Here is a 24,054-nt window from a genome sequence, read left to right as displayed (position 1 = left end):
CCCTCCCGTTCTACAAAGCGTTCCCGGCCGGAGCCGGTAACCCGTAGCTCATTCCAATTCAGCAACCGTCACACCTGTGCCGCCTTCATTGTAATTTCCGATACGGTAGCTTTTCACATGCTTATGCTTGCGAAGGTACTCCTGAATACCGGTCCGAAGAACCCCTGTACCCTTGCCATGAATAATGTGTACCTGCCCCAGATTGGCCAGAAATGCTTCATCCATGAAGCGATCTACCTCCATCAGCGCTTCCTCCACGTTCGCACCGCGCAGATCAAGCTCGTTTCGCACATTATCATCCCGTGTTCGCTTAATGCCAGTTACCGGCTTCTGGACTCTCGGTGCCGTTGTTTGGGCGGGTTGCAGCAGCTCCAGATCGTCCAGACTGACCTTCATTTTCATGATTCCCAGTTGCACCACGGCTTCCTTGCCACCGGACAGTTCCACCACATGGCCTTTTTTATTCAGACTGTGAACGGACACCTCATCGCCAGCTACGATAGAACGTGTACGTGCAGCGGCCGGGCGCTTGACTGCGCTTTTCTTACGCTGTTTCGGTTCCGCTTCATCCAGCTCTCTGCGGGCTGCAATCAGCCTGTGCTCCTTAACAGAGGCTCCTTCTTCCTGAGCCAACTTACGCAGATCAGCAATGATTATCTCCGCTTCACTGCGAGCTTTGTCCACGAGACCTCTTGCTTCGTCCGCAGCCTTTTCCAGCATACGATCCCGCTGTGCTTCCAGCTTATCCAGCTCATTCTGGTGACGGGTGCGCAGTTCTTCCATCTCACCACGCAATTGCTCCGCCTTTTCCCGCTCCTGCTCGGCTGTCAGACGATTCTGTTCCAGTGACGCAATCATATGTTCTACGCGCTGGTCTTCTTCTGTCACCTCACCACGGGCATAATCCAAAATACGACTCGGCAATCCCAGGCGCTCAGCAATGGCAAAAGCGTTACTTCGACCAGGTACACCCACGAGCAGGCGGTATGTCGGACTTAATGTAGCAACATCGAACTCCATACTCGCATTAATGATTCCTTTGCGCTCATAAGCATAGGCCTTCAATTCACTGTAGTGAGTCGTCGCAACCATACGGCAACCCAAAGCATGCATATGCTCGAGAATGGATACAGCCAAAGCCGAGCCTTCCGCAGGATCGGTTCCTGCACCTACCTCGTCAAGCAGCACAAGGCTTTTAGGCGTCATATTTTTTAGGATGCTGATAATGTTGGTCATATGACTGGAAAAGGTACTCAGGTTTTGCTCAATGCTTTGCTCGTCACCAATATCTGCATAGATCGCATCAAATACGCATAGTTGGCTTTCGTCCTCTACAGGCACAAAAAGTCCCGACATCGCCATCAGACTAAGCAAGCCGATGGTTTTCAGCGTAACGGTTTTTCCCCCTGTATTCGGTCCGGTTACGATAATGGAGGTATACGAATTGCCCAGCTCCACATCAATCGGAACGACCTGCTCCAACGGAATAAGAGGGTGTCTGCCTTTTTTCAGCTTCAAGTAACCCCGATCATTCATCAAAGGCAAGGTTGCCTTCATCTCACGAGCGAGACGAGCTTTGGCGAAAATAAAATCAAGCGTCCCCAAAACATCTACATCATATAGCAGCATATCCGCTTGTTCTGCGACAAGTGCGGTCAGCTTTTGTAAAATCACTTCAATTTCGCGTTCTTCTCTCAACCGTGTTTCCCGCAGCTTGTTGTTCATGGCCACGATGGATTCAGGCTCGATAAACAGCGTTGCACCGGAACCGGATTGATCATGCACAATTCCGCCAAAATAAGAACGATACTCGGCTTTAACCGGGATTACAAAACGGTCTCCACGGATCGTAATCAACTGATCCTGAAGCATTTTGGATACGGTGGAGGAACGAATCATGGAATCGAGCTTTTCCCGAATACGCACTTCACCCGAGCGCAGCTCTCTGCGAATTTGTGAAAGCTCGGTACTGGCAGAATCCAGTACCTCTGCATTTTCGTCGATACAGCCTTTAATCGAGTTTTCCAGACCTCTCTGTTCTGAAAGCTGCTCACTCCAATACAGCAGTGTTTCAACTGGATTTTCCTCATGCAAACTTGCCACGTACACCTGTACACGGCGTGCAGCCTGAACTGTTGTCCGAATGCCAAGCAGCTCCTGCGGACTCAGTGTTCCCCCGATACGGGCGCGCTTGACCGCCGGAGTAATATCCACGACTCCGTTAAACGAGGGTACTCCTTTAAGTCGATCGGCAGCATAGGCCTCATCCGTGCCTTTCAGCAATTTCTTGATATGCTCCAAATCATCGCTGGGCTGTAGCCGCTGGGCTGTCTGCTGACCAATCGCGGTTTGAGCATAGTGACTTAGTTTATTTAAAATTTTTTGATATTCTAGGGTTTTGAATATTTTAGAGTCCAACTTCACTACTCCTTTCACTTATATATATATTATAACGAAAGCCGCGCACTTACGCTATTTGCCAACTCTGTTTTACACATAAGAAAGCCGTTTATGCCACACAATACCTTTGTATAACCCTGTACATTCAAAAAACAAAGGAGGTTATTCCGTGAGCATTCTCGGGCACATTGTGCGTTTCATCGTTGCCGCTTTGGTTCTGATGGTCGTAAGCTGGATCGTTCCCGGCTTTAGTGTAGGCGGCTTTTGGAGCGCGCTGATCCTTGCCATTGTCATTGCCTTGATCGGTTACATCATTGAGGCTATGTTTGGCCGACGCGTTTCACCATTCGGACGCGGTATCGTAGGCTTTCTGGTGAGCGCTCTGGTTATCTGGATCGCTCAATATGTCGTGGCCCATGTCAGTGTTTCCGTTCTGGGCGCATTGCTCGCTGCATTGGTTATCGGGATTATCGACCTCTTCATTCCGGTATCGACACCGTTTGAAGCCGGCCGCAAGAGCGAGAAATAATTTGGGTTCACATTTCCGACAAGGTTGTTCCACAGCAGATTTCTTCTGCCGATGGACAGCCTTTTGTCATCTACAGAACCGAACAGAATACAGCATACAAATAATCCCCGGCGATAAGCAGCCGGGGATTGCATTGCATGTATAATCCGTATCTACTGATCCTGTTCGATTAATTCAATCCACTCATTGTACTCGGATTGAAGCTTGGTATACTCTTCTTGCAATTGACGTAATTCCGTCGATATCTTCTCCGTATTTTCCCGATCCACATCCTGCTGAACCTGTAAAAGACGAAGCTGATGAGCCGCCAGCTCATACTTCTGACCGACTTCCTCCAGCTCGGACTGTAAAGCCATCCGTTCCTGATCTACAGATTGCCGTTCAGCCTTCGCCGCCTCGGCAGCTTCAACGGCCAGACGAATTTCCTCTTGAAGCTGTTCCTTTTGTTCAACTGTTACGGCTATTTCCCGTTCCCACGAAGCAAATTCTTTCTTGCGGGCAGCATCTTCGGCTTCCAAACGTTCCGCTTCGGCCTTCAACTGCTCATATTTAAGCTGCCATTCCAGTGATTCTTCTTCAGCGCGCTCCAGTTCCTTCCGCCGTTCGCTATCTTCACGCTGGAGCTGCTTGATATTCTGTCCCAGTTGCTCTGCCCGGCTCTTCATGCTTCCATACTGCTCCTGAAGTGTTTTGTAAGCCTTTATTCCCTCTTGCTCACGCAGGATTACCTTCTCCAGCTCGTCCTGAACCCGCATCAACTCAGGTGAAAGCTCCTTGATTCTCGCTTCCAACTGCAACAAACGTTGCTGCTGCGCAGCAAGTTTATGGTTTACAGCTTCAACCTCAGCCATGGCATACTGTAATTGCTCCTGTACAGCCTCCTTCTGTTCACGTACTTCCAGTATCGAAAGCTCCAGCTCATCTACTGCGAGCTGGCGTTCCTCTGCAAGCTTCTGCCAAGACTTCTCACTTTCCGCCAGTGTAGCCAACTCACTTTGCAGTTTGCGGGAGGACACATGCGCCTGTTCCAGCAACTTCTGCATCCGGCGCTGTTCTTCCTCCAGCTTGGCCGCCTGCTGCTGCGTTGCCTTGGCTTTTGCCGCCAATTCATCGTAACGGCTTTGCAGCTCTTCACGCGCAAGTGTATCCGCCTGCTCTCGCTCTGTTGCAGCCAGTCGCTGTGCCTCCAGCGTAGACTCCAGCTCGGAATGCTGTTTCTTCAAAGCTGCAACCTGCTCTTGCGCCTCTCCCAGACGGGAAGACAGCTCTGTACTGCCTGCTTGTACCTGCTCCAATTGCTCTTGAAGCTCCTCGATCCGAATTTCCTGCTCCAGTGCAGCTTCCTCGGCCCGTTTCTCCGCTTCCTGATGCTGGAGCTTTTCTTCATTCAACGCCAGTTCCGCCTGTTTACGCTCCTGCTCCAGCTGCTCGTTTAGCCCGGACCACTTGCCCTGCCATTCGGTGACCTTCCGGCTATGCTCCTGCTGCAAAGCAGAACGCAGCTTGTCCAGTTCTGTACGCTGACGCTCCTGATGAGCCTTCTCCGCAGCCGACAGCTTGGCTTCCGCCTGCTTGACCGCTTCGGCCAGCTCCTTCTTGGTTTGCTCCTCCATCTGGCGGATACGGGCATTTGCCGCCTCCTGCTGCTCTTTCAGCTTACGGGAAGCTTCCTGACGGGACTCCTCCAATTGACGTTCAGCCTGCTTTTGTCCATTTTCGAGTTCTGCCGCTTTTTTCTCCTGCTGTTCCAGCTTCGCCTTTAATTCGGCAATTTCCCTGGCTGATGCGGATTCGGTCTCCCTCCATTTTTTCAGAACCGTTTCCTTCTCTTCCTTCAATTGGGCAAAAGACTGCTGCATATCCGTATTTTTTTGCTGCTGTTCTCCAAGAGCCGTCTGAAGTTGAGCCAATTCGCCCCGAAGCTCCGCCCGCTCCCCGGCCAACCGGTTCATATGACTCTGAATTTCCTGAATTTGTACAGCTTCTTCTGCCATATGAACCGCAGCCAGCACGGCAATTCGGGGCATATCAAGACGCGAATGAGCCTGAGAAATGCTATGCATGCGTTCATCCACGTAATTGGCAACCTGCTTCATATAATCGGTATTACTGCCGACGAGTTTATAAGAAGTACCGTAGATCTCTACAGTGACGCGAGTACGATCTGGTGTAGTCACAATTATGCCCTCCTTCAATACTACTGTATGTTGATTCTAAGTTGTGTCCGGTACTATGGTAACCCGCCCTTCGTGAAGCGTTCAACCCCATTAGTCCGGTTTCCCCGCAGCGGGTGAATATCAGAGTAGAGAGCTTCAATGATGATAGGCCAAAAAGCCGTATCGAACCTCTGTCACTAAGATTCGATACGGCTCCCCGCATTTCCTGCTACTTTCTCAATTCCGCTCCAAAAGTTTGTTCCAGAGACGTCACGACAGGAATATGCGCCGCATTAATCTCTTCATCCGTCAGCGTATGCTCCCAATGACGGTAGGTCAGGGAGATAGCTACACTCTTCTTGTCTTCGCCAAGCTTGCTACCTGTAAATACATCAAACACCCGTGCATCCTGTAATAGCTCTCCGCCCGCCGCATGAATCACACGCAGCAGTTCGCCTGCTTCTACGTCCTTATCCACCACGAGGGCAATGTCGCGTTCCACGGACGGGAAGCGAGCCAGCTCTCTGAACTGAATGTGACTGTTGGCGTGTTCGATCACCTGTTGCAACGCAATTTCCGCTATATACGTATCATTCAGCCCATAAGACTGTTGCAGCTCCGGATGGATCTGCCCGATGGTGCCAATTCGTTGGGAGGTCCCATTTACATCCAGCCATACCGAAGCGGAACGGCCCGGATGATAGCTTTGCGGCTGGTCAGCCACATAACGGATGCTTGCACCCAATCCAAAATAGTCAAATACCGTTTCCAGCGCGCCTTTAATATCAAAGAAATCGACCTTCTCAGCACCGATATTCCATTGTTTTTCACGGCGTACGCCAGTCAGCAGCAGACTGAGCACTTGAATTTCCTGAGGCTGACGGGTCAGCGATTGTTCCGCGGTATAAAATACAGTTCCTATTTCGAAAATCGCCAGATTTTCCTGCTTCCGGTTCATGTTATACACTGCTGTATCTAGCATTTGCGGAATAATGCTCGTACGCAGCACACTGCGGTCTTCGCTCATAGGCATCGCCAAACGTACAGGATGGCTTCCCTCTGTCAGCGCATTAAACAAACCTGCACTTTCCGGATGCACAAACGAGTAACTAATCGTCTCTTGCCAACCGCCATGGGCCAGCAATTTACGCAGCGAACGGCGCAGTGATTGCGATGCTGTCAAAGCACCCGGCGTCGTCGGTCCTTCAATCGGTGTCGTCGGAATGTTGTCGTAACCATACAGACGGGCCACCTCTTCAATCAAATCCACATCTATGGTAATATCTCCACGGCGTGTAGGTACTTCAACTTCCAGTACCCCTTGCTCTGCGTCGCCACATCCGAAATGAAGTCTGCCGAAAATCGTTTTCACCTCAAGCAGCGACAGTTCCGTCCCCAAATATCGGTTTATTTTATCTAACGACAGCTTAATAATGCGTTTCTCGGCCTTCGCAGAAGCAGATTCCACGATTCCTTGATGCACAGTGCCTCCTGCATAACGCTGAATCAGCGCTGCCGCACGGTTCACCGCAGGTACAACAACACCCGGATCAACCTCTTTTTCAAAACGCAGGCTTGCTTCGGAACGAAGTCCAAGCTGACGGGACGTTTTGCGAACCGTACCGCCGTCAAACTTTGCGGATTCCAGCGCAATGCTGACTGTCGCATCCGTAACTTCAGAATTGGCTCCGCCCATCACCCCTGCCAGCGCAATCGGCTTCACGCCGTCTGTAATCAGCAGCATATGTGGCTCCAGCTTGCGCTCCTGATCGTCCAGCGTAACCAATGTTTCGCCTGCACGAGCGAGACGTACTTCTATGTTGCCATTTTCCAGCTTATCCGCATCAAAAGCATGCAACGGCTGACCGTATTCCAGCATGACATAGTTCGTAATATCCACGATGTTATTGATTGGACGAACACCCGCCGCCATCAGGCGGTTTTGAATCCACAGCGGAGAAGCCCCCACTTTTACACCCGTGATATATCGAGCCGCATAATGCGTGCACAGTTCAGGTGTATCCACCTTTACCGACAGATGATCTGCCGCCGCATCGCTGATTTCCACCAAATCCTTAGCCGGTTCAGCCAGCGAAATGTCACGCCCCAGAATCGCGCTCACTTCATAAGCCGCACCATGCATACTCAAGCAATCCGAACGGTTTGGTGTCAGATCAAAATCCAGCACCTGATCATCCAGCGCCAACAGCTTCGTAATCGGCGTACCAATTTCAGCATCCTCAGGCAGTACGAGAATACCTTCTTGCAGCTCTTTCGGCAGTAGTTTGTCATTCATGCCCAGTTCCTTCGCCGAACAGATCATACCCATGGATACAACACCACGCAGCTTGGCCTTTTTAATCTGAAAATCTCCCGGCAGCTTCGAACCCACGATGGCAACAGGAACCTTTTGCCCTGCATCCACATTTTTGGCGCCACACACGATTTGCAAATCTTCCTCTTGTCCCGCATCGACGATACACACATTCAGCTTATCCGCATCAGGGTGTTTTTCCTTGCTTTTGACATAGCCGACCACGACGCCTGTAATCCCTTTGTTGCGATGTTCGACTTCATCAATTTCAATGCCCGAACGGGTGATTTTCTCAGCCAGATCCTCCGCGCTCACCTGATCCAGCGATACATACTCGGATAGCCAATCGAATGATACTTTCATATGGGTTCACTTCCCTCGATATAGTTGTTTATTGACGCGCAAACTGCTTCAAGAATGACAGGTCGCTGTTATAAAAATGACGAATATCGTCAATTCCGTATTTCAAAATGGCAATCCGCTCTACACCCATACCGAATGCAAAACCGCTATATACCTCGGGATCAAAACCGCCCATTTCCAGTACTTTCGGATGCACCATGCCACAGCCCAAAATTTCGATCCATACGCGCTCGCCATTTTTCTTTACAAAAGTCACGTCCACCTCGGCACTCGGCTCTGTGAACGGAAAGAAGCTTGGACGCAGACGGATTTCGGTCGATTCCCCGAACATTTCGCGTGCGAATTGCAGCAAGGTTCCTTTCAGATCACTCATGCGAATGTCTTTTCCAATCACAAGCCCTTCAATTTGGTGGAATTGGAAAGAATGCGTAGCATCGTCATCATCACGTCGGAAAACCGTACCCGGACAAATGACCTTAATCGGCGTCTCGCCCTTCATCGCCTCCATTGCGCGAATCTGAACGGGTGACGTATGGGTACGCATCAACAGATCCTCGGTCAGATAAAACGAATCCTGCATATCCCGCGCCGGGTGATTCTTAGGGAGGTTCAACGCTTCAAAGTTATAATAATCTGTCTCTGCCTGTGGACCCTCCGCAACCCGGTAACCCATACCAGTAAAAATGTCCTCAATCTGCTCAATTACTTTATTAAGCGGGTGCAGTCCACCTTGCGGCAATGTGCGTCCAGGCAGCGTAACGTCGATCTTTTCCGCTTGCAGACGCTCATTCGTCTCCGCTTTCGTGAACTCATCCTGCTTACGGTTGACGACTTCTTCAATCGCCTCGCGAACTTCATTAGCTACCTGTCCGACAACTGGACGCTCTTCCGCGCTCAGCTTGCCCATACCGCGCAAAATTTCAGTCAGCGCACCCTTTTTACCCGAATATTTAACCCGCAGATCGGCCAGCTCTTTGGGCGTTGCCACCTTCTCCAATACTTCCAGTGCTTCTTCCTTCAAGGCCAGCAAATGTTCCTTCATTTGGATGGTTTCGCTCATCGCCTGTTCAGTCCCCTTTCTTCATATCCAGCTTTTCAGACAACAAAAAAAGGTCTTTTCTCCCGGTAAAGGGACGAAAAGACCGTGGTACCACCCTCGTTAGACAATCCTGCTCAGCTCATCCCGCGCTTTGTCTTTCGACAATTTCTGCCATTCGACAGTACAGGTTTATACATGCTTTGCATGATCATCTCGCTCTGCACGTTGTAACGGTCGTGAATCGGTATCCCCTACTTGCCCGCTTGCCATCTACAGATGGCGCATACGAGGTTCAAGGAACTGCTCCGGAGCGAACTTCAACAGCCTTGTTTTGCAGAAACGCTCTCAATCCTACGGCGCTTCCTCCCTGTTCAATCAGACACTGCCTACTCTTCTCCATCAAGACATTTTCAAATTTCGAACTATTGCTCATTATTATATGCAAACCCTAGCGCTTTGGCAAGCCGGGCATACGGTTTTACCCATTCTGACGCAGCCGTTTAATCCGACTGATCCAGTTTGGCACGAATACGCCTGATTTCTGACAACAGTTCCTCATTTTCATCGTCCAGCCCGACCGTACCCATCAGCTCCGTAAGACGCAACTGCAATCGCAGACGCTCCTCGCGCTGCTCCTGATCCTCTGGTTCCTGTTGACGGTTCTGCTGATCTTCCTGCTTTTCGTCGGCGGTCCCTTCGTAGATTTCATAAACGCCTCCAGGCTGCATATCAAGCAAACGGGTTGCCGTCCGGCGCACCAGCTCCCGGTCATGCGAGACAAGCACCAGCGCCCCGCCGTAACTGCGCAAGGACTCCTCTACAATCTCACGGGTTTCAATGTCAAAATAATTGGTCGGCTCATCCAGCACCAGCAGGCTGGCTCCGCTAAAATACAAGCGTAGAAAGGCCACCCTGCATTTCTCCCCCATACTAAGCTTCCCGATCCTCTTGAACACATCTTCTCTGGCAAAAAGAAAGCATCCCAGCACCGTTCTCGCTTCTGTCTGCGTCATGGTGGGGAGCGCAAGCAAACTATCCAGCAATGTCTGATCCTCTGGAAGCTGCTCCAGTTCCTGTGAAAAATAACCGATTTTCAGCTGTGGATTCGCTGTGATCTTACCCTTATACGGCTCCAGCTGACCCGTCAACAGCCGTAGCAGCGTTGTTTTGCCAATCCCATTCGGACCCCGAACAGCCAGGCGATCGCCACGTGCAATGTTCAGGTTGAGATCCTGCACAATGGTATGGTCGTCGTAGCTAAAATAGACATGCTCGGCGCGCAGCAGATATTTGGCCTGAAACCCGCTGTCACTTAATTTCATATGCAAAGATGCTACTTCACGCGGCTGCTCAACCCGGTTGGCCTCCAGTCGTTCCAGCTCCTTCTCCTTCGCATGATAACGGGAAATATTTTTATTAGCCTTGGCCTTATAAAAGCTTTGCGTAACGGCCATTTCCACATTGGAAGCTGCCCGGTGCGCCTGATGGAACCATTCCTGGTAATTTCGGATCGTCTCCTCCAACGCCTGCCGTGCCAGTTCCTGCTTCCGATAATTGGCTTCCTGCTCCCGCAGTTCCCGTTCCTTATGCGCCTTATATTCCGTATAGCCACCCTTATAGCGCCGAATGCCCGTTGACGTCAGCTCACATATGCCTGTAGCTACCCGATCCAAAAAGGCTCTGTCATGCGATACAAACAACAGCGTCCCATGATATGTGGACAGCCACTGCTCCAACCAGAGCAAACTTTCGGCATCCAGATGGTTGGTCGGTTCATCCAGCACCAGCAGCTTCGGCTGTCTGACCATCAGCCCGGCCAACCGTACTCTCGTCTTCTGCCCTCCGCTCAGGTCACCATAGGCAATAGGCCACGTCTCAGCAGGCATGCCCATCCGGGTCAGCGCTTTTTCCACTTCGGACTCCCACGCAAAACCTTGCAGCCGCTCGTACTCATCCATCAGCTCGCCATATTGCTCCAGATGACGCTCTGCTTCCTCTCCCTTATGGGCAATTTCGGCCTCCAGTTGCTTCAGCGTCATCCTGACTCGCCAATGCTCAGGACTGGCCTGCTGTGCCGCCTCAAGAGCAGTTCGGGCGGATTGAATGGTGTCCTGCTGCTTCAGCCAGCCCCGCTCCTCCAGCGGTAATTCATGCTCTACCTTACCTGAAGTCGGCGCCTCGTCGCCTAACAGTATCCGCAATAGCGTCGTTTTGCCTGCTCCATTTCTTCCGAACAGGGCGAGTCGTTCCCCCTCCGTCACATCCATCGATACATTCTCAAACAAAGACGTTCCGTTCCAATCCTTTATCACATTGCGGATACGCAAAATGGTTTTCATATGGTAATCATCCTTTCCCTGTCCGGTTTTCACCACCGAAAGCAATAAAAAAAGCCGCAGAAGGCTGCGGCTTGCATACAAGGAATATAGAATGACTGCTATGAATCGTTTCAGAACATACGTTTATGAGAAAGAGAACCGTAAACGGAAAAAAGCATAATCCCGTTACGGAGCAAACGTATACGTCCCAAACCTCATTTCAGACACACTTCTCCCGTTGCAGCATACAGCCGCCTGCCAGTAACTGTGCAGTTTATGGGGAAAATCAGTGTGCTTACTTCATCGGACGTATCGTTACCTTCCTTTTCACGGAATACTTGCTTGCAGCCAGTATAGCAGATCAGAACGTATTTGCAAATCCATTGTGCATCAAAATTATTTATTTTTAACATGGAAATACCCATATCTCATAAGCTCGGGACCGCGAACTAGCAAGTTTTCAAAATAATTATTCGCGATGGTGATATGAGGTAAGCCATCGTAACTCTTATTGCTATCATCAGGATAACCCAGAATGAGACCGTACTTATGATTAGCAAATTTGGAATTACTGATGGTTACCTAATCAGCCGATTGCCCTACATACAAAAGCTTGTCCAGATCTGAACCATTGGAATCATATTCTGCCCCCTTTGAAAAAGGAGTCTGCCGTACGTCGAGCTATGGGCAAAAATAAAAACCCCTGCGCCGCAAGGGTTTCGAGCATTTTTACCGCAAAGCGGGTGATGGGAATCGAACCCACGCTATCAGCTTGGAAGGCTGAAGTTCTACCATTGAACTACACCCGCATTTTAGAATATCTCAATTCTTATGTTTGACATCATTAAACTGTTGCCAACTAGCAGAATCAGGATGTTATCTAGTATAACTTACCTGCCTGTAAATTGCAAGCAAACTACATACCATCCTGAACCAGCCAATTCATAGGTTTGCGCAAAAACAAGTTTTCAAAGGATTCCGCCGGAATAGGCCGACTGAAATAATAGCCTTGCCCCTCATGGCAATCCTGAGCCTGTAAAAATTGGAGCTGACCCTCATTTTCCACTCCTTCAGCCGTAACCTTCAGCTTCAAATGGTGGGCCATGGAGGCAATGGTCGACACAATAGCCGCATTTTTGCTGTCTACCAGCACCTCATTGACAAAGGAACGGTCAATTTTAAGACGGTCAATCGGAAGATTTTTCAAATAATGCAACGAGCTATAGCCTGTTCCAAAATCGTCGATACTGATTGCGACACCAATGGCTTTTATTTTTTTCAGTTGCTCAAAGGCTCGATCTTTATCAAAAGTCATACTCTCTGTAATCTCCAGCTCCAGATAGCACGGTTCCAGTTCCGTGTAGGTCAAAATGCCCCGAATTACATCCACCAGTTTTTTTTGCTGAAATTGGCGCATGGATAAATTCACTGATATCGGGATCGGCTGGTACCCTGTCTTCTGCCAGCGCTTGTTTTGCAGGCATGCTTCCCGCAGCACCCATTCCCCCAAAGGCACGATCAGACCGCTTTCTTCGGCCACCGGAATAAAATCTCCCGGCATCACCATTCCGCGATGAGGATGATTCCAACGCACCAGTGCCTCCAAGCTCGTCAGTTCACCGCTTTGCAAATGAACACGCGGTTGATACACCAGTGAAAATTCCTCATTTTCGAGCGCGCGCCGCAAATCATTTTCCAATTGGAGCCTTTCCTGCGCACGCATCTGCATGCCACTGGTATACCGCTGAAAATTCACTCCCTGCTCCTTGGCATTATGAACAGCGGTATCCGCATGCTGAATGAGCTGCTCACCCTGAGTGGCATCCAGTGGGTACAAAGCTATCCCCATACTCACCATCACATGATAATGTTCTCCATTAATATCAAAAGGTTGCTCAAACAGCTTTACCATATCATCAATACGATTTTTCATGGCATCTATATCCTTGTAGCCTGTGAGAAGAAACGCAAACTCATCTCCGCCCATGCTGAAAACATCCTCGCCTTCACGGCAAAAATGCTCCAAACGTTCGCCTACCGCATACAGCAAATAATTCCCTGCCATATGCCCCAGCGAATCGTTAATGGTTTTGAATCGGTCAATATTCAGTATTAAAAGAGTTACCGTTTCATCGGGTTTTAATGAATTGCGCAGGGATTGCTCCAGACGTTGTGAAAGACGCCGACGATTCGGCAGCCCTGTTATATCGTCATAATAGGCTATGTAATTAAATTCAGATTCTGCCGCCTTCTTTTCCTGGTATGGAACAAAGACCATTAGCCGAACCAATCCGCTCAGCAGATCATAGAATGCAATAGCATTCATCAAAAGTCCCATAAGGTGATTTATATCACTCATTTGCCGGGAGGACAAATAAAACAACTGGCTCACGGTACACAGCCCAATCCCGCGAAGCATAAGCAACATACCAAATTCCGTTGGGAGATGTCGGGAATATTTTCGTGCACCTAAAATAAAATTGGATACAAGCAGAAACAGGATAACCCAGTTCAAGATCCACCCCGGATTGTCCATCTCGTGACTTATACGCAGATCCGGTAAGTGCGACTCGTATATCTGAATGGTCCCGAGGATCAGCAAAGTAAAACATATCCCTATCCATAAAGCGGTTTTCTTGTATCCCGATTCAGCTTTTCTAAAGGGGAGGGAGCAAATGACTATAAGCATAATAGAGGTAAAGACACGATTCACATAAAGAAGCCACAGCGAAATGCCCGGAGACAAAACAAAGTCCGTCAGGCTAACAAAACTAAACGAGACGATATGAACAAGGTAAAGCAGACCAGCCACCAGAAATGTGGGCGCGATGAGAAGTCTCTGGCAGGATAACTGCTCCAGCAAAACCGACCAGGATTGATAAAAAATAGAGAAACAGATCGCCGCACAGGCGAATCCTGCAATGGGGTATAGCAAGAAAAAAAGATCATGGGAGTATAGCTTATTCAAAGTTACATGAAATAACTGAACCAAGACAAACAGAACTAGGGCAGCAATGCCAATGCCTATCGTTTTCTTTACTTCCAGCCGTGTACTCATTCAGCCTCTTCAGCCCCCTGCATATCGGAAATTCCGATCATCTAAGACGTTTGACAGCTTTGGAAGCCGTTTTTTAAGTCTATAGTATATCAAAAATAAATATGGGTTCTGGTACATAATAACATTTAATCTGTGAAAGGTGAATCATTTTTTAGTCTTATATTCACTATTTAATTTTCGTATTTACGCAAATAAATAAGCTTTCAGCACCAAAAAAGCGCATCATCTTTTCAGATCATGCGCTCTATCCAGTCTTTTTCAAATGAGTGATACCTATGCCCCAGTGTTGTACAACACAAAAGAATCAGTAGCTACTACACCCCTTTGTGAAAGGTCCAAAACATTAAACTACAGGAAGCGTGATTTTAAACTGTGTCCCCTTCCCATGTGTACTGTCTACATGAATAAAGCCTCCGTGATTTTTGATGATCCGATAGCTCACTGCCAGTCCCAAGCCGGTACCGCTTTCTTTCGTTGTAAAAAATGGATCAAATAAACGTGACAATGTATTGTGATCCATTCCCAAACCGTTATCTTCAATGCAAATATGGACATACGAGCCTTCCAGCACCGTATGGATATCAATGCATCCCTCACGGTCCTCTCCGATACCTTCAATGGCATCCATTGCATTTTTGATCATATTGAGAATGACCTGCTTAATCTGCTTTACATCAATGGAAACCTTCATGAGCGTACTATTTTCATCCAGTGCGATCTGGCAACCCTTCATCAGCGCCTCACTTTCGGTCAGCATCACAACCTCCTTCAGCAGCCCCATCACAGGTACAGCCGTTTTTTGAGGAGCTGAAGGCTTGGACGAATTCAGAAACTCATAAATAATGTCGTTCGCGCGATCTATCTCTGTCAAAATTATACGAGCATACTCATCTCTTCCCAGCTCCACTAGATGCGGCCGCAGTAATTGAATAAAGCCCCGGATAGCGGTAAGCGGGTTACGGATTTCATGAGCAATCGAGGCGGAAATGCGTCCTAGCATCGCGAGCTTGTCATTTTGATACGCCGTCTGCTCAATTTGCTTATAATCCGACACATCCTTGACGCTGAACAAAAAATCGCCATCCATCTGATCCCCGTAGGTCACTGTAATCAACCAATGCCGGCCATACTCATCAATCAACTCATGATAGCGCTTTCTATGAAAGATGGTCTCTTTATATATCCGCAAAATTTTCTTCTTCTTAAATCGACTTAACTCGGGATGATGCAAAATTTGCATCAAGTCGCGACCTGCCAGCGAGCTACGCGGCAGTTCCAGCAGTTTGGCCATTTGCACGTTAATAAAGGTCAGTACCCCGTCACTGTCAAACAGCATGATACCACTATCCAGGTTCTCCAGCACATTTTCATACTTGTTATTGGCGATCTGTGTGGAAGGGCAAGCTCCCACGGTATCAAGCAAGGCTTCTTGGAATTCACTGATCATGCCAGGCTTCCCCCTTGTTTCGGAATGATAAACTGGCCGTATCGGACGCTTAACATTATTGAAGAAGAGAAAGACATCATCTATCGACTACCCTTCAACGGTTAGAAAACAGATTCACAAAATCCCGGTCATCTCTTTCCAATTGAGAGTCTATTTTTATGATAGACAAAACTTAGGATTCCAGTCAATCGGAAAAAGTGTCGAATTCACATTTTTATCCTGTTTTCTTTCGTCATAATATCTGCGCAACATTACCAAAAACGAAATAATAAGTTAGAAATAAGCGCCCTACACACCAAAAAAGCTCTCTAGGTGTGAGAGCTTCTTTGGTGTGTAGGATGTCAACTGCCGCTCTTATTATGCTGAAACCGAGAGCGTCTCTGGCTCATAACAGCCAGTCTTCTCTTGAGCTCTCCCTGCCATTTTTCATCGTTCATCTGTTTTGCTACCATCAATAAATCCAGAGACATGTCAATTTGGCGCTTCACAATTTCAAACGCATCTTCACTCTCCCGATTCACACAATTCTCAAATATCGTATCATCATCTTCCATGACGTAGTCCTGAAAATCAATCTCGCTTGCCCCGTCTCCATGTGCATACTCAGCCAAAATTTCATACTCATTCTCGACTTTATAATGGACCTCAATGCGACGACATACCGGGCAAAACAGCAAAGGAACATTATGAACTTGGGTGCGGTAATGCTTCAGCGTTCCCTTGGTTCCTACCATGCTTGCTCCACAGCAATAACTCATCCGGGCTCAGCCTCCTCTGAACAAAACCTATTCTGCCTTGTTTATCCTCTATGTTACCTTATTCGCTTTCACCAGTTGAAATTCCTCCAAAACACAGTAACATTTCCACAATTATTTCTTATTTCTCCCTGCACTGTTCACTTCAAACACACATAATCATAAACTCTTTTCCTGCATAACATAGGCAAGCAAGCCCCCAATGTCGGTAAAAAACCGCTTGTTGGGGGCTTGCAAATTTAATGTTCAACTTCTTCTAAAGCTTATATTACAGGTTATTGTCGCCTGGTTTCCAGTTCATTGCACACAAGCCGCCGGATTGCAAAGCTTGTAGTACACGCAATGTTTCTTCTACACTACGACCTACATCGTTGTGGTTAACCACTTGATATTTCAATTCGCCTTCAGGATCAATGATGAACAAGCCACGCAATGCAACTCCTTCTTCTTCGATCAGAACGCCATAATCGCTTGCTGTTTTTTTCGTAATATCAGAAGCCAACGGGAAGTTCAGTTTGCCCAATCCGTTGTTTTCTTTAGCTGTGTTGATCCATGCTTTGTGGCTGTGTACGGAGTCTACACTGATACCCAGAATTTCAGTATCCAGCTCTTTAAATTGGTCAGCAGCATCACTCAACGCTGTGATTTCTGTTGGGCACACAAAAGTGAAATCCAGTGGATAGAAGAAGAATACGAGCCATTTGCCACGGTAATCGGAAAGCTTCACCGAACCAAATTCTTGACCGTCTCCAGTCACTGTTTCCAATGCAAAATCAGGTGCGGGTCTTCCTACCAATCTTTCTGCCATAATATGAAATCCTCCTTTTAAAATATGTAAGAAAAACATCAAATGTGTTTTCCTCAATCATCTGTATTGTATTAAAACAACCTACTTGATAAATGTTATCATTCGCAGAAATCAAAGTCAATATTGTAACCATTACTTTTTTAGAATTATTTTAAACTAGCTTTTGAAAATTCACAATTTATACACATTCATCAGGTTGTACACTTCCGGATATAACAGCAGCCCCTGATTGCTCAGGAGCTGCTGTATCATGCACTTGCTGTATAATCAGCTACCTTATTTCAAGGAAGCCGCTAAGCTTTTATCGAATAGCCGCTGCGATCAAATCACCCATTTGAGTTGTCGAGATGGCCCTGGATTTATCCACCGCGATATCGGCTGTGCGATGTCCGGCATCCAGTACCTCTGCTACCGCCTTCTCAATGGCGTCAGCAGCTTTCTCATATCCGAAAGTCATACGGAACATTAAAGCAACGGACAGGATCGTAGCAATCGGATTAGCAAGCCCTTGGCCCGCAATGTCCGGTGCTGAGCCGTGGACCGGCTCGTACAGACCGAAGCTGCCTTCTCCGAGAGAAGCAGAGGACAGCATACCGATGGAACCAGTCAGCATAGCCGCTTCGTCACTAAGGATATCGCCGAACATATTTTCCGTCACGATGACGTCAAAGCTGGACGGGCGACGCAGTAATTGCATTGCGCAGTTATCAACCAGTACATGCTCCAGTTCAACATCCGGATAGTCCACGGCGACCCGGTTAACCACTTCGCGCCACAAACGGGAAGTTTCCAGCACATTTGCCTTGTCGACTGATGCAAGCTTTTTGCGACGCTTCTGTGCAATTTCGAAAGATTGGCGAACAATGCGCTCCACTTCCGTTACATTATATGCGCATGTATCGACAGCTTCCTCACCCTGCGGGCTTTCACGTCTGAACTTCTCACCGAAGTAGATGCCACCTGTCAGCTCGCGTACAACGATCAGATCCGTTCCTTCCAGTACTTCAGGTTTCAGTGTCGATGCGTCCTTGAGACAATCAAAGACGACAGCCGGACGAAGATTCGAGAACAGGCCCAGCTCTTTGCGTATACCCAGCAGTCCTGTTTCAGGGCGAAGCTCCTTCGGATTGTTATCCCACTTGGGACCACCTACAGCTCCCAACAGTACGGCATCTGCAGATTGGCAGACAGCCAGCGTTTCTTGCGGCAATGGTGTACCCTTCTCATCAATAGCAATTCCGCCGAACAGTGCATGCTCCGTTTCAAATGAATGACCAAACACTTCCTCCGTACGCTTCAAAATTTTCTCTGCCTCAGCGACCACTTCCGGTCCAATTCCGTCCCCAGCTATTACCGCAATCTTTTTCACGTCTGCCATTACGTACACTCCTCTTGTTTTACAGCCTTACGGGCGTATTATTCATACCTTCTTTGTAACATACATGGCAGGGCTTTGACCAAGATATAGAATCTATCAATTAATAGGCTTAGCCTATAAGCTGAAAATCTGTAGTAAGACATAACAAAACAGGACCGGAAATACCCGATCCTGTAAACTCCAAATTGCTTGATTTGCAATCCTTAGGACTTGTAATCTACACGATTGCTATAGGTTTTACGCTTGTCGATCAAGCCATTTAATGCATCCACATAAGCGCGGGCACTTGCTTCCAGAATGTCAGTGCTTACCCCACGTCCCTGTATAGACAGATCGTTTTGGGTCAACACGACATGCACTTCACCCAGAGCATCCTTACCTTGGGTAACAGACTTGATCGAGTAATCCGAAAGAACGACTGCCTCGCTACTGGCTTGGTCAATCGCATTGTAAATCGCATCGACCGAACCGTTCCCTTCAGCTTCTGTCTCTATAACCTGACCTTCGTCGGTAACCAGACGTACCTTGGCGGAAGGTGTAGCCTCGTTGCCATAAGTTACGAAAAGCGTTTCCAGCTTGAAGACTTCCGGTGAATCGGCCAGTTTTTCTTCCAGCAACGCCAGAATATCATCATCCGATACTTCTTTCTTCCTATCAGCTAAATCCTTGAACTGTCCGAAAGAGCGGTTTAGCTCCTCTTCGCTCAATTCGTAGCCCAGCTCGATCAAACGTTCGCGGAAGGCATGGCGACCGGAGTGCTTGCCCAGCACCAACTTGCTTTCCTTCAGACCAATACTTTCCGGCGTCATGATTTCGTAGGTCGTTTTTTCCTTCAACATGCCATCCTGGTGAATACCCGATTCATGCGCAAAAGCATTCGCTCCAACAATCGCCTTATTGCCCGGCACGACCATACCCGTCAGACGGCTGACCAACCGGCTCGTACGTGCAATCTCGGACAGTTGCAGAGACGTTTTGGCCTGGAAAAATTCCTGTCTCGTCTCCAGCGCCATTGCGATTTCCTCAATAGCGGTATTTCCGGCGCGTTCACCGATACCGTTAATAGTTCCTTCAATCTGATCCGCCCCGTTCAGGATCGCAGCCAGTGTATTCGCCGTAGCCATTCCCAGGTCGTTATGGCAATGTGCGCTCAATTGAATCTTTTCCACACCAGCCACATTTTCCTTAATATGCTTGAAAATATTGCCGTATTCATAAGGTGTCAAGTAACCCACGGTATCCGGAATATTGACGACAGACGCGCCTTCCTGTACAGCCATGGTGACCATTTCCACTACAAAATCAAGCTCTGTACGACCTGCATCCTCCAGGGAAAACTCTACCTTAGGCAAATATTTTAACCCGTAACGAATGGCTGAACGGGCAGTCTCCAATACCTGTGCCTTCTCCATCCGCAGCTTATGCTGACGGTGAATCGGAGAGGTTGCCAAAAAGATATGGATACATGGGTCCTGAGCTCCCTTAAGTGCCTCGCGGACCGCATCAATATCCTGTTCCCTCGCACGTGAAAGACCAATAACCGTTGAATTTTTGACAGCCTTGGCAACTGCATTGACAGCAGCCAAGTCACCCGGAGAGGCAGCCGGGAAGCCAGCTTCCATGCGGTCAATTCCCAGTTTCTCCAACTGGTAGGCGATCTCTACTTTCTCACGGGTATTCAAGTTCACACCAGGTGACTGTTCTCCGTCTCTCAACGTTGTGTCAAATATATATATTTTGCGCAACGCAACGCACCTCCCTCAGGATAGAAGCATTAAATTACAATGCGGCTCACGCAATAAGCAGGGCCGCATTGTAAGATTACCTTATAAATGAATCATGTTGTCGAACTTGTTGTACAAAAAGATCTTATTTTTTGATCCAGTGCATCATTTCACGCAATTGTCCGCCCACCACTTCAATCGGATGGTTAGCTTCATTACGACGAGTAGCCGTCAGGAATGCACGTCCGGATTGATTTTCAAGGATAAAGTCACGAGCAAATTTACCTTGTTGAATGTCAGTCAATACGTCTTTCATTGCTTTCTTCGTATCTTCTGTTACGATACGTGGTCCAGTTACATAGTCGCCATATTCCGCTGTGTTACTGATGGAATCGCGCATTGATGCCAATCCGCCTTCATACATCAGGTCAACGATCAGCTTAAGCTCATGCAAGCATTCGAAGTAAGCCATTTCAGGAGCATATCCTGCTTCAGTCAACGTTTCAAAACCTGCTTTAACGAGTGCGCTCACGCCGCCACACAATACCGCTTGCTCACCGAACAGATCCGTTTCCGTTTCTTCACGGAAGGAGGTTTCGATCACGCCTGCACGTGTACAGCCAATACCCTTGGCATAAGCAAGACCGATTTCTTTCGCTTGACCTGTTGCATCCTGCTCGATTGCGATCAGACCCGGTACGCCAAAGCCTTCTACATAGGTACGACGTACCATATGTCCTGGGGATTTTGGAGCAACCAGCAATACATCGCTATCTTTAGGAGCTACGATTTGTCCAAAATGAACGTTGAAACCATGGGAGAATAAAAGAGCTGCGCCTTTTTTCAGGTTAGGTTCAATTTCATTTTTGTACACAGAAGCTTGTGTTTCATCTGGCAACAAAATTTGAACCACATCTGCACGGCTTGTTGCATCAGCCACGTTCAGAACTTCAAAACCGTCGTTTCTTGCAACATCTGCTGATTTACCTTCACGCAAACCGATAACAACATTCAGACCACTGTCACGCAAGTTTTGTGCTTGAGCATGTCCTTGGCTACCGTAACCGATAACGGCAACCGTTTTTCCTTTCAATACGCTGAGCTCTGCATCTTTTTCGTAGTACGTTGTAACTGCCATGGTTAATTTCCTCCTTTTAATTGGACCCTTCATAATGAGCGGGTACTCCAAGAGACTCTGTCTCGTTACCAAAACTTGAAAATCTCTTCGAGCCCCCGCTCTTATGCGGGCGGTTCTTTATTGATGTAATGCGCTATAAGCGGTAATTCGTTAAAGTTCCGTATTAAGCATTGCCACGTATCATGGCTGTAACCCCGGTTCGGGTCAGCTCACGAATACCGTAAGGCTTCAATAACTCAATCATGGCATCTATTTTTTCTGTATCGCCAATGACCTGAACGATCAAGCTCGTCGTTCCAACATCAATTACAGCTGCTCTGAACGTTTCTACCACGCCCATAATCTCTGGCCGCTGAGGCGGTTCTGCCTTTACCTTTATCATCGCCAATTCCCGAGCAACCATCGGCTTGGAACTGAGATCGATGACCTTGATCACATCAACCAGCTTGTAAAGCTGCTTTTCAATCTGCTCCAGGTTGTTCTCATCTCCTACAGTCACAATGACCATACGGGATAATCCGGCTTCTTCCGATTGACCCACGGTTATGCTCTCAATGTTAAAGCCACGGCGACCGAACAGGCCGGACACACGCTGCAAAACGCCAGGATGATCATTTACCAGTACAGCAATGGTATTTTTAGTCGTCATTTTACTCGTCCCCCATCAGCATTTGATCAATTGTCGAACCTTGCGTCACCATCGGATATACATTCTCTTCCTTGCTGACTACAAACTCGACAACGACCGGTCCGGGTGTATCAAGCGCCTCCTGCCAAGCCCGACGTGCCTCTTCCTTATTCGTAGCACGCAGTCCTTTTACACCATATGCTTCGGCCAGTTTCACAAAATCCGGACTTCCGGCCAGATCAATGTGACTATACCGATTGTCATAGATCAATTCCTGCCATTGTCGAACCATTCCAAGTACCTGGTTGTTGATGATTACGATTTTGACCGGGATGTTATTGATTGCACAAATAGCCAGCTCCTGCGAACACATCTGCATGCCGCCGTCTCCGTTAATCGAGATAACCAGTCTGTCGGGATTCGCCATCTGAGCGCCGATCGCGGAAGGGAAACCAAATCCCATCGTACCCAGTCCACCAGATGTTACCCATGAGCGCGGCTGATTGAATTTATAATACTGCGCCGCCCACATTTGATGCTGACCCACGTCCGTCGTTACGATTGCGCCGCCTTTGGTCGTTTCATCCAGCAGCTCGACAACCCATTGTGGCTTAAGCACTGTATCCGAATCCTTATAAGAATAAGGCTTCTCATTTTTCCATTGTTGAATTTGCGCTCTCCATGCATCCGCTCGATTCGCGCGTTTCACATCCTGATTTAGCAATTCCAATACCGCTTTCACATCGCCTACAATCGGAATGTCTGTCGGTACGTTTTTACCGATTTCAGCAGGATCGATATCAATATGGACGATTTTGGCGTGAGGAGCAAAGCCGTCCAGCTTGCCTGTCACCCGGTCATCAAAGCGGGCACCGATACAGATTAGCAAATCCGACTGTTGAATCGCCAGATTGGAGGTGTACGTTCCGTGCATCCCCGGCATTCCCGTCCACAGCTCATGACCACTTGGGAAACCGCCCAATCCCAGCAATGTTGTCGTAATCGGAATTTCCGTTTTGCGAACAAACTCGTAAAGTGCCTCATGTCCGCCGGAGTATACAACCCCGCCACCTGCCAGAATAAATGGACGTTCCGCTTCAGCAATAGCCTGAGTCAGCTTGTCTAGCTGAATTTTGTTTGGCAATACCTTCGGGTTATAACCTCGCATGGTCACAGGTCCCGTTTGCGGAACAAACAGCGTTTGGGCTGCCGATATATCCTTCGGAATATCAATCAGTACCGGACCCTTGCGACCCGTGTTGGCAATATGGAACGCCTCATGAATGATTCGCGGCAGATCCTCTACATCTCTTACCAGATAGCTGTGCTTCGTAATCGGCATCGTGATTCCCGTGATATCGGCTTCCTGGAAAGCGTCCGTGCCGATCAGGGAAGATACAACGTTACCCGTGATGACTACTAACGGCACCGAATCCATAAAAGCCGTCGCAATGCCGGTTACCAGGTTGGTTGCTCCGGGTCCGGAAGTCGCGATACAGACACCGACTTTACCGCTGGCACGTGCGTAACCATCTGCCGCATGAATGGCTCCCTGCTCGTGACGGGTGAGGACATGCTTGAAATCCTCAAAGCCGTACATGGCATCATAAATGTAAAGCACTGCACCACCAGGGTATCCGAAGACACAATCTACTCCCTCCAGCAACAGGCTACGGAGCAAGATTTCCGAACCTGTAATCACTTCAGGTTTCATCCACTTTTCACGTAATTCATCGGTTGACCGAACTTCAGGAATTTGTGCACTCATAGGTCATCCTCCTCCACAAAATTTACACACATCTGACATTTGTAAAAACAAAAAAACCTTCCATCCCTAGAACAGACTTGCTGTTACTGAGGGACGAAAGGCTGTAGCTTCCGTGGTACCACCCGTGTTTGCCCGATATTTCGCAATATCGAACCTTGGCAGGTACAGAAATCACAAAGGATCTCCATATCTGGCGTCTGTAACGTAGACCGTACGATTTTCCCTAATAGG

The 24,054-nt window shown here is 48.2% G+C and carries 15 protein-coding genes, 1 tRNA gene and 1 pseudogene; 1 reads left to right on the top strand and 16 read right to left on the bottom strand.

Going from position 1 to position 24,054, the window contains the following annotated elements:
- Window positions 1-48 precede the first annotated feature (48 nt).
- Window positions 49-2,418, bottom strand: coding sequence for an endonuclease MutS2 (locus tag AC0WRU_RS07265; protein WP_476127810.1), 2,370 nt, complete (start codon window positions 2,416-2,418; stop codon window positions 49-51).
- 151 nt (window positions 2,419-2,569) lie between these two features.
- Here AC0WRU_RS07265 and AC0WRU_RS07260 point away from each other — a divergent pair, with 151 nt between their 5' ends.
- Complete coding sequence (locus tag AC0WRU_RS07260) at window positions 2,570-2,929, top strand: phage holin family protein (protein WP_476127809.1); 360 nt, start codon at window positions 2,570-2,572, stop codon at window positions 2,927-2,929.
- A gap of 152 nt (window positions 2,930-3,081) precedes the next feature.
- Here the strand turns inward: AC0WRU_RS07260 and AC0WRU_RS07255 are convergent, their stop codons facing one another.
- The 15 genes and pseudogenes from AC0WRU_RS07255 to ilvB all read right to left on the bottom strand — a co-directional run bounded on the left by AC0WRU_RS07255 (window position 3,082) and on the right by ilvB (window position 23,823).
- Window positions 3,082-5,106: a cell division protein ZapA gene (locus AC0WRU_RS07255; protein ID WP_476127808.1), complete on the bottom strand. Its 2,025-nt coding sequence runs from the start codon at window positions 5,104-5,106 to the stop codon at window positions 3,082-3,084.
- Window positions 5,107-5,314: 208 nt separating this feature from the next.
- Window positions 5,315-7,762, bottom strand: coding sequence for a phenylalanine--tRNA ligase subunit beta (pheT, locus tag AC0WRU_RS07250; RefSeq protein ID WP_476127807.1), 2,448 nt, complete (start codon window positions 7,760-7,762; stop codon window positions 5,315-5,317).
- A gap of 28 nt (window positions 7,763-7,790) precedes the next feature.
- Window positions 7,791-8,822 carry a phenylalanine--tRNA ligase subunit alpha gene (gene pheS / locus AC0WRU_RS07245; protein WP_273041806.1) on the bottom strand — a complete coding sequence of 344 codons (1,032 nt, stop codon included), beginning with the start codon at window positions 8,820-8,822 and terminating at the stop codon, window positions 7,791-7,793.
- 479 nt (window positions 8,823-9,301) lie between these two features.
- Entirely contained in the window at window positions 9,302-11,140 is a 1,839-nt protein-coding gene (gene abc-f, locus AC0WRU_RS07240; RefSeq protein ID WP_476127806.1) for a ribosomal protection-like ABC-F family protein, read from the bottom strand.
- A 381-nt stretch (window positions 11,141-11,521) separates the two neighbouring features.
- Window positions 11,522-11,755, bottom strand: a pseudogene (locus AC0WRU_RS07235) (pectate lyase family protein); the annotation flags it as partial.
- 102 nt (window positions 11,756-11,857) lie between these two features.
- Window positions 11,858-11,928, bottom strand: a tRNA-Gly gene (locus AC0WRU_RS07230).
- 107 nt (window positions 11,929-12,035) lie between these two features.
- Window positions 12,036-14,177, bottom strand: a complete 2,142-nt coding sequence (locus AC0WRU_RS07225; protein ID WP_476127805.1) for a putative bifunctional diguanylate cyclase/phosphodiesterase — start codon at window positions 14,175-14,177, stop codon at window positions 12,036-12,038.
- 343 nt (window positions 14,178-14,520) lie between these two features.
- Entirely contained in the window at window positions 14,521-15,624 is a 1,104-nt protein-coding gene (locus tag AC0WRU_RS07220) for an ATP-binding protein (RefSeq protein WP_476127804.1), read from the bottom strand.
- Window positions 15,625-15,965: 341 nt separating this feature from the next.
- The gene (locus AC0WRU_RS07215) at window positions 15,966-16,382 is read right to left on the bottom strand and encodes a hypothetical protein (RefSeq protein ID WP_025682958.1); all 417 of its coding nucleotides are present in this window, start codon (window positions 16,380-16,382) and stop codon (window positions 15,966-15,968) included.
- 265 nt (window positions 16,383-16,647) lie between these two features.
- On the bottom strand, window positions 16,648-17,187 hold the full coding sequence (locus AC0WRU_RS07210; RefSeq protein WP_476127803.1) for a peroxiredoxin: 540 nt from the start codon (window positions 17,185-17,187) through the stop codon (window positions 16,648-16,650).
- A gap of 301 nt (window positions 17,188-17,488) precedes the next feature.
- The gene (gene leuB / locus AC0WRU_RS07205; RefSeq protein WP_476127802.1) at window positions 17,489-18,565 is read right to left on the bottom strand and encodes a 3-isopropylmalate dehydrogenase; all 1,077 of its coding nucleotides are present in this window, start codon (window positions 18,563-18,565) and stop codon (window positions 17,489-17,491) included.
- A gap of 203 nt (window positions 18,566-18,768) precedes the next feature.
- Window positions 18,769-20,310: a 2-isopropylmalate synthase gene (locus AC0WRU_RS07200; RefSeq protein WP_476127801.1), complete on the bottom strand. Its 1,542-nt coding sequence runs from the start codon at window positions 20,308-20,310 to the stop codon at window positions 18,769-18,771.
- Between the two features lie 124 nt (window positions 20,311-20,434).
- Window positions 20,435-21,427, bottom strand: a complete 993-nt coding sequence (gene ilvC, locus AC0WRU_RS07195; protein ID WP_025682961.1) for a ketol-acid reductoisomerase — start codon at window positions 21,425-21,427, stop codon at window positions 20,435-20,437.
- 163 nt (window positions 21,428-21,590) lie between these two features.
- Entirely contained in the window at window positions 21,591-22,076 is a 486-nt protein-coding gene (gene ilvN, locus AC0WRU_RS07190; protein ID WP_016820552.1) for an acetolactate synthase small subunit, read from the bottom strand.
- A gap of 1 nt (window position 22,077) precedes the next feature.
- Window positions 22,078-23,823, bottom strand: coding sequence for a biosynthetic-type acetolactate synthase large subunit (gene ilvB / locus AC0WRU_RS07185; protein ID WP_431089805.1), 1,746 nt, complete (start codon window positions 23,821-23,823; stop codon window positions 22,078-22,080).
- Window positions 23,824-24,054 lie beyond the last annotated feature (231 nt).

The organism is Paenibacillus sp. 1-8 (assembly GCF_056316205.1).
This window is presented reverse-complemented; position numbering and strand designations above follow the sequence as displayed.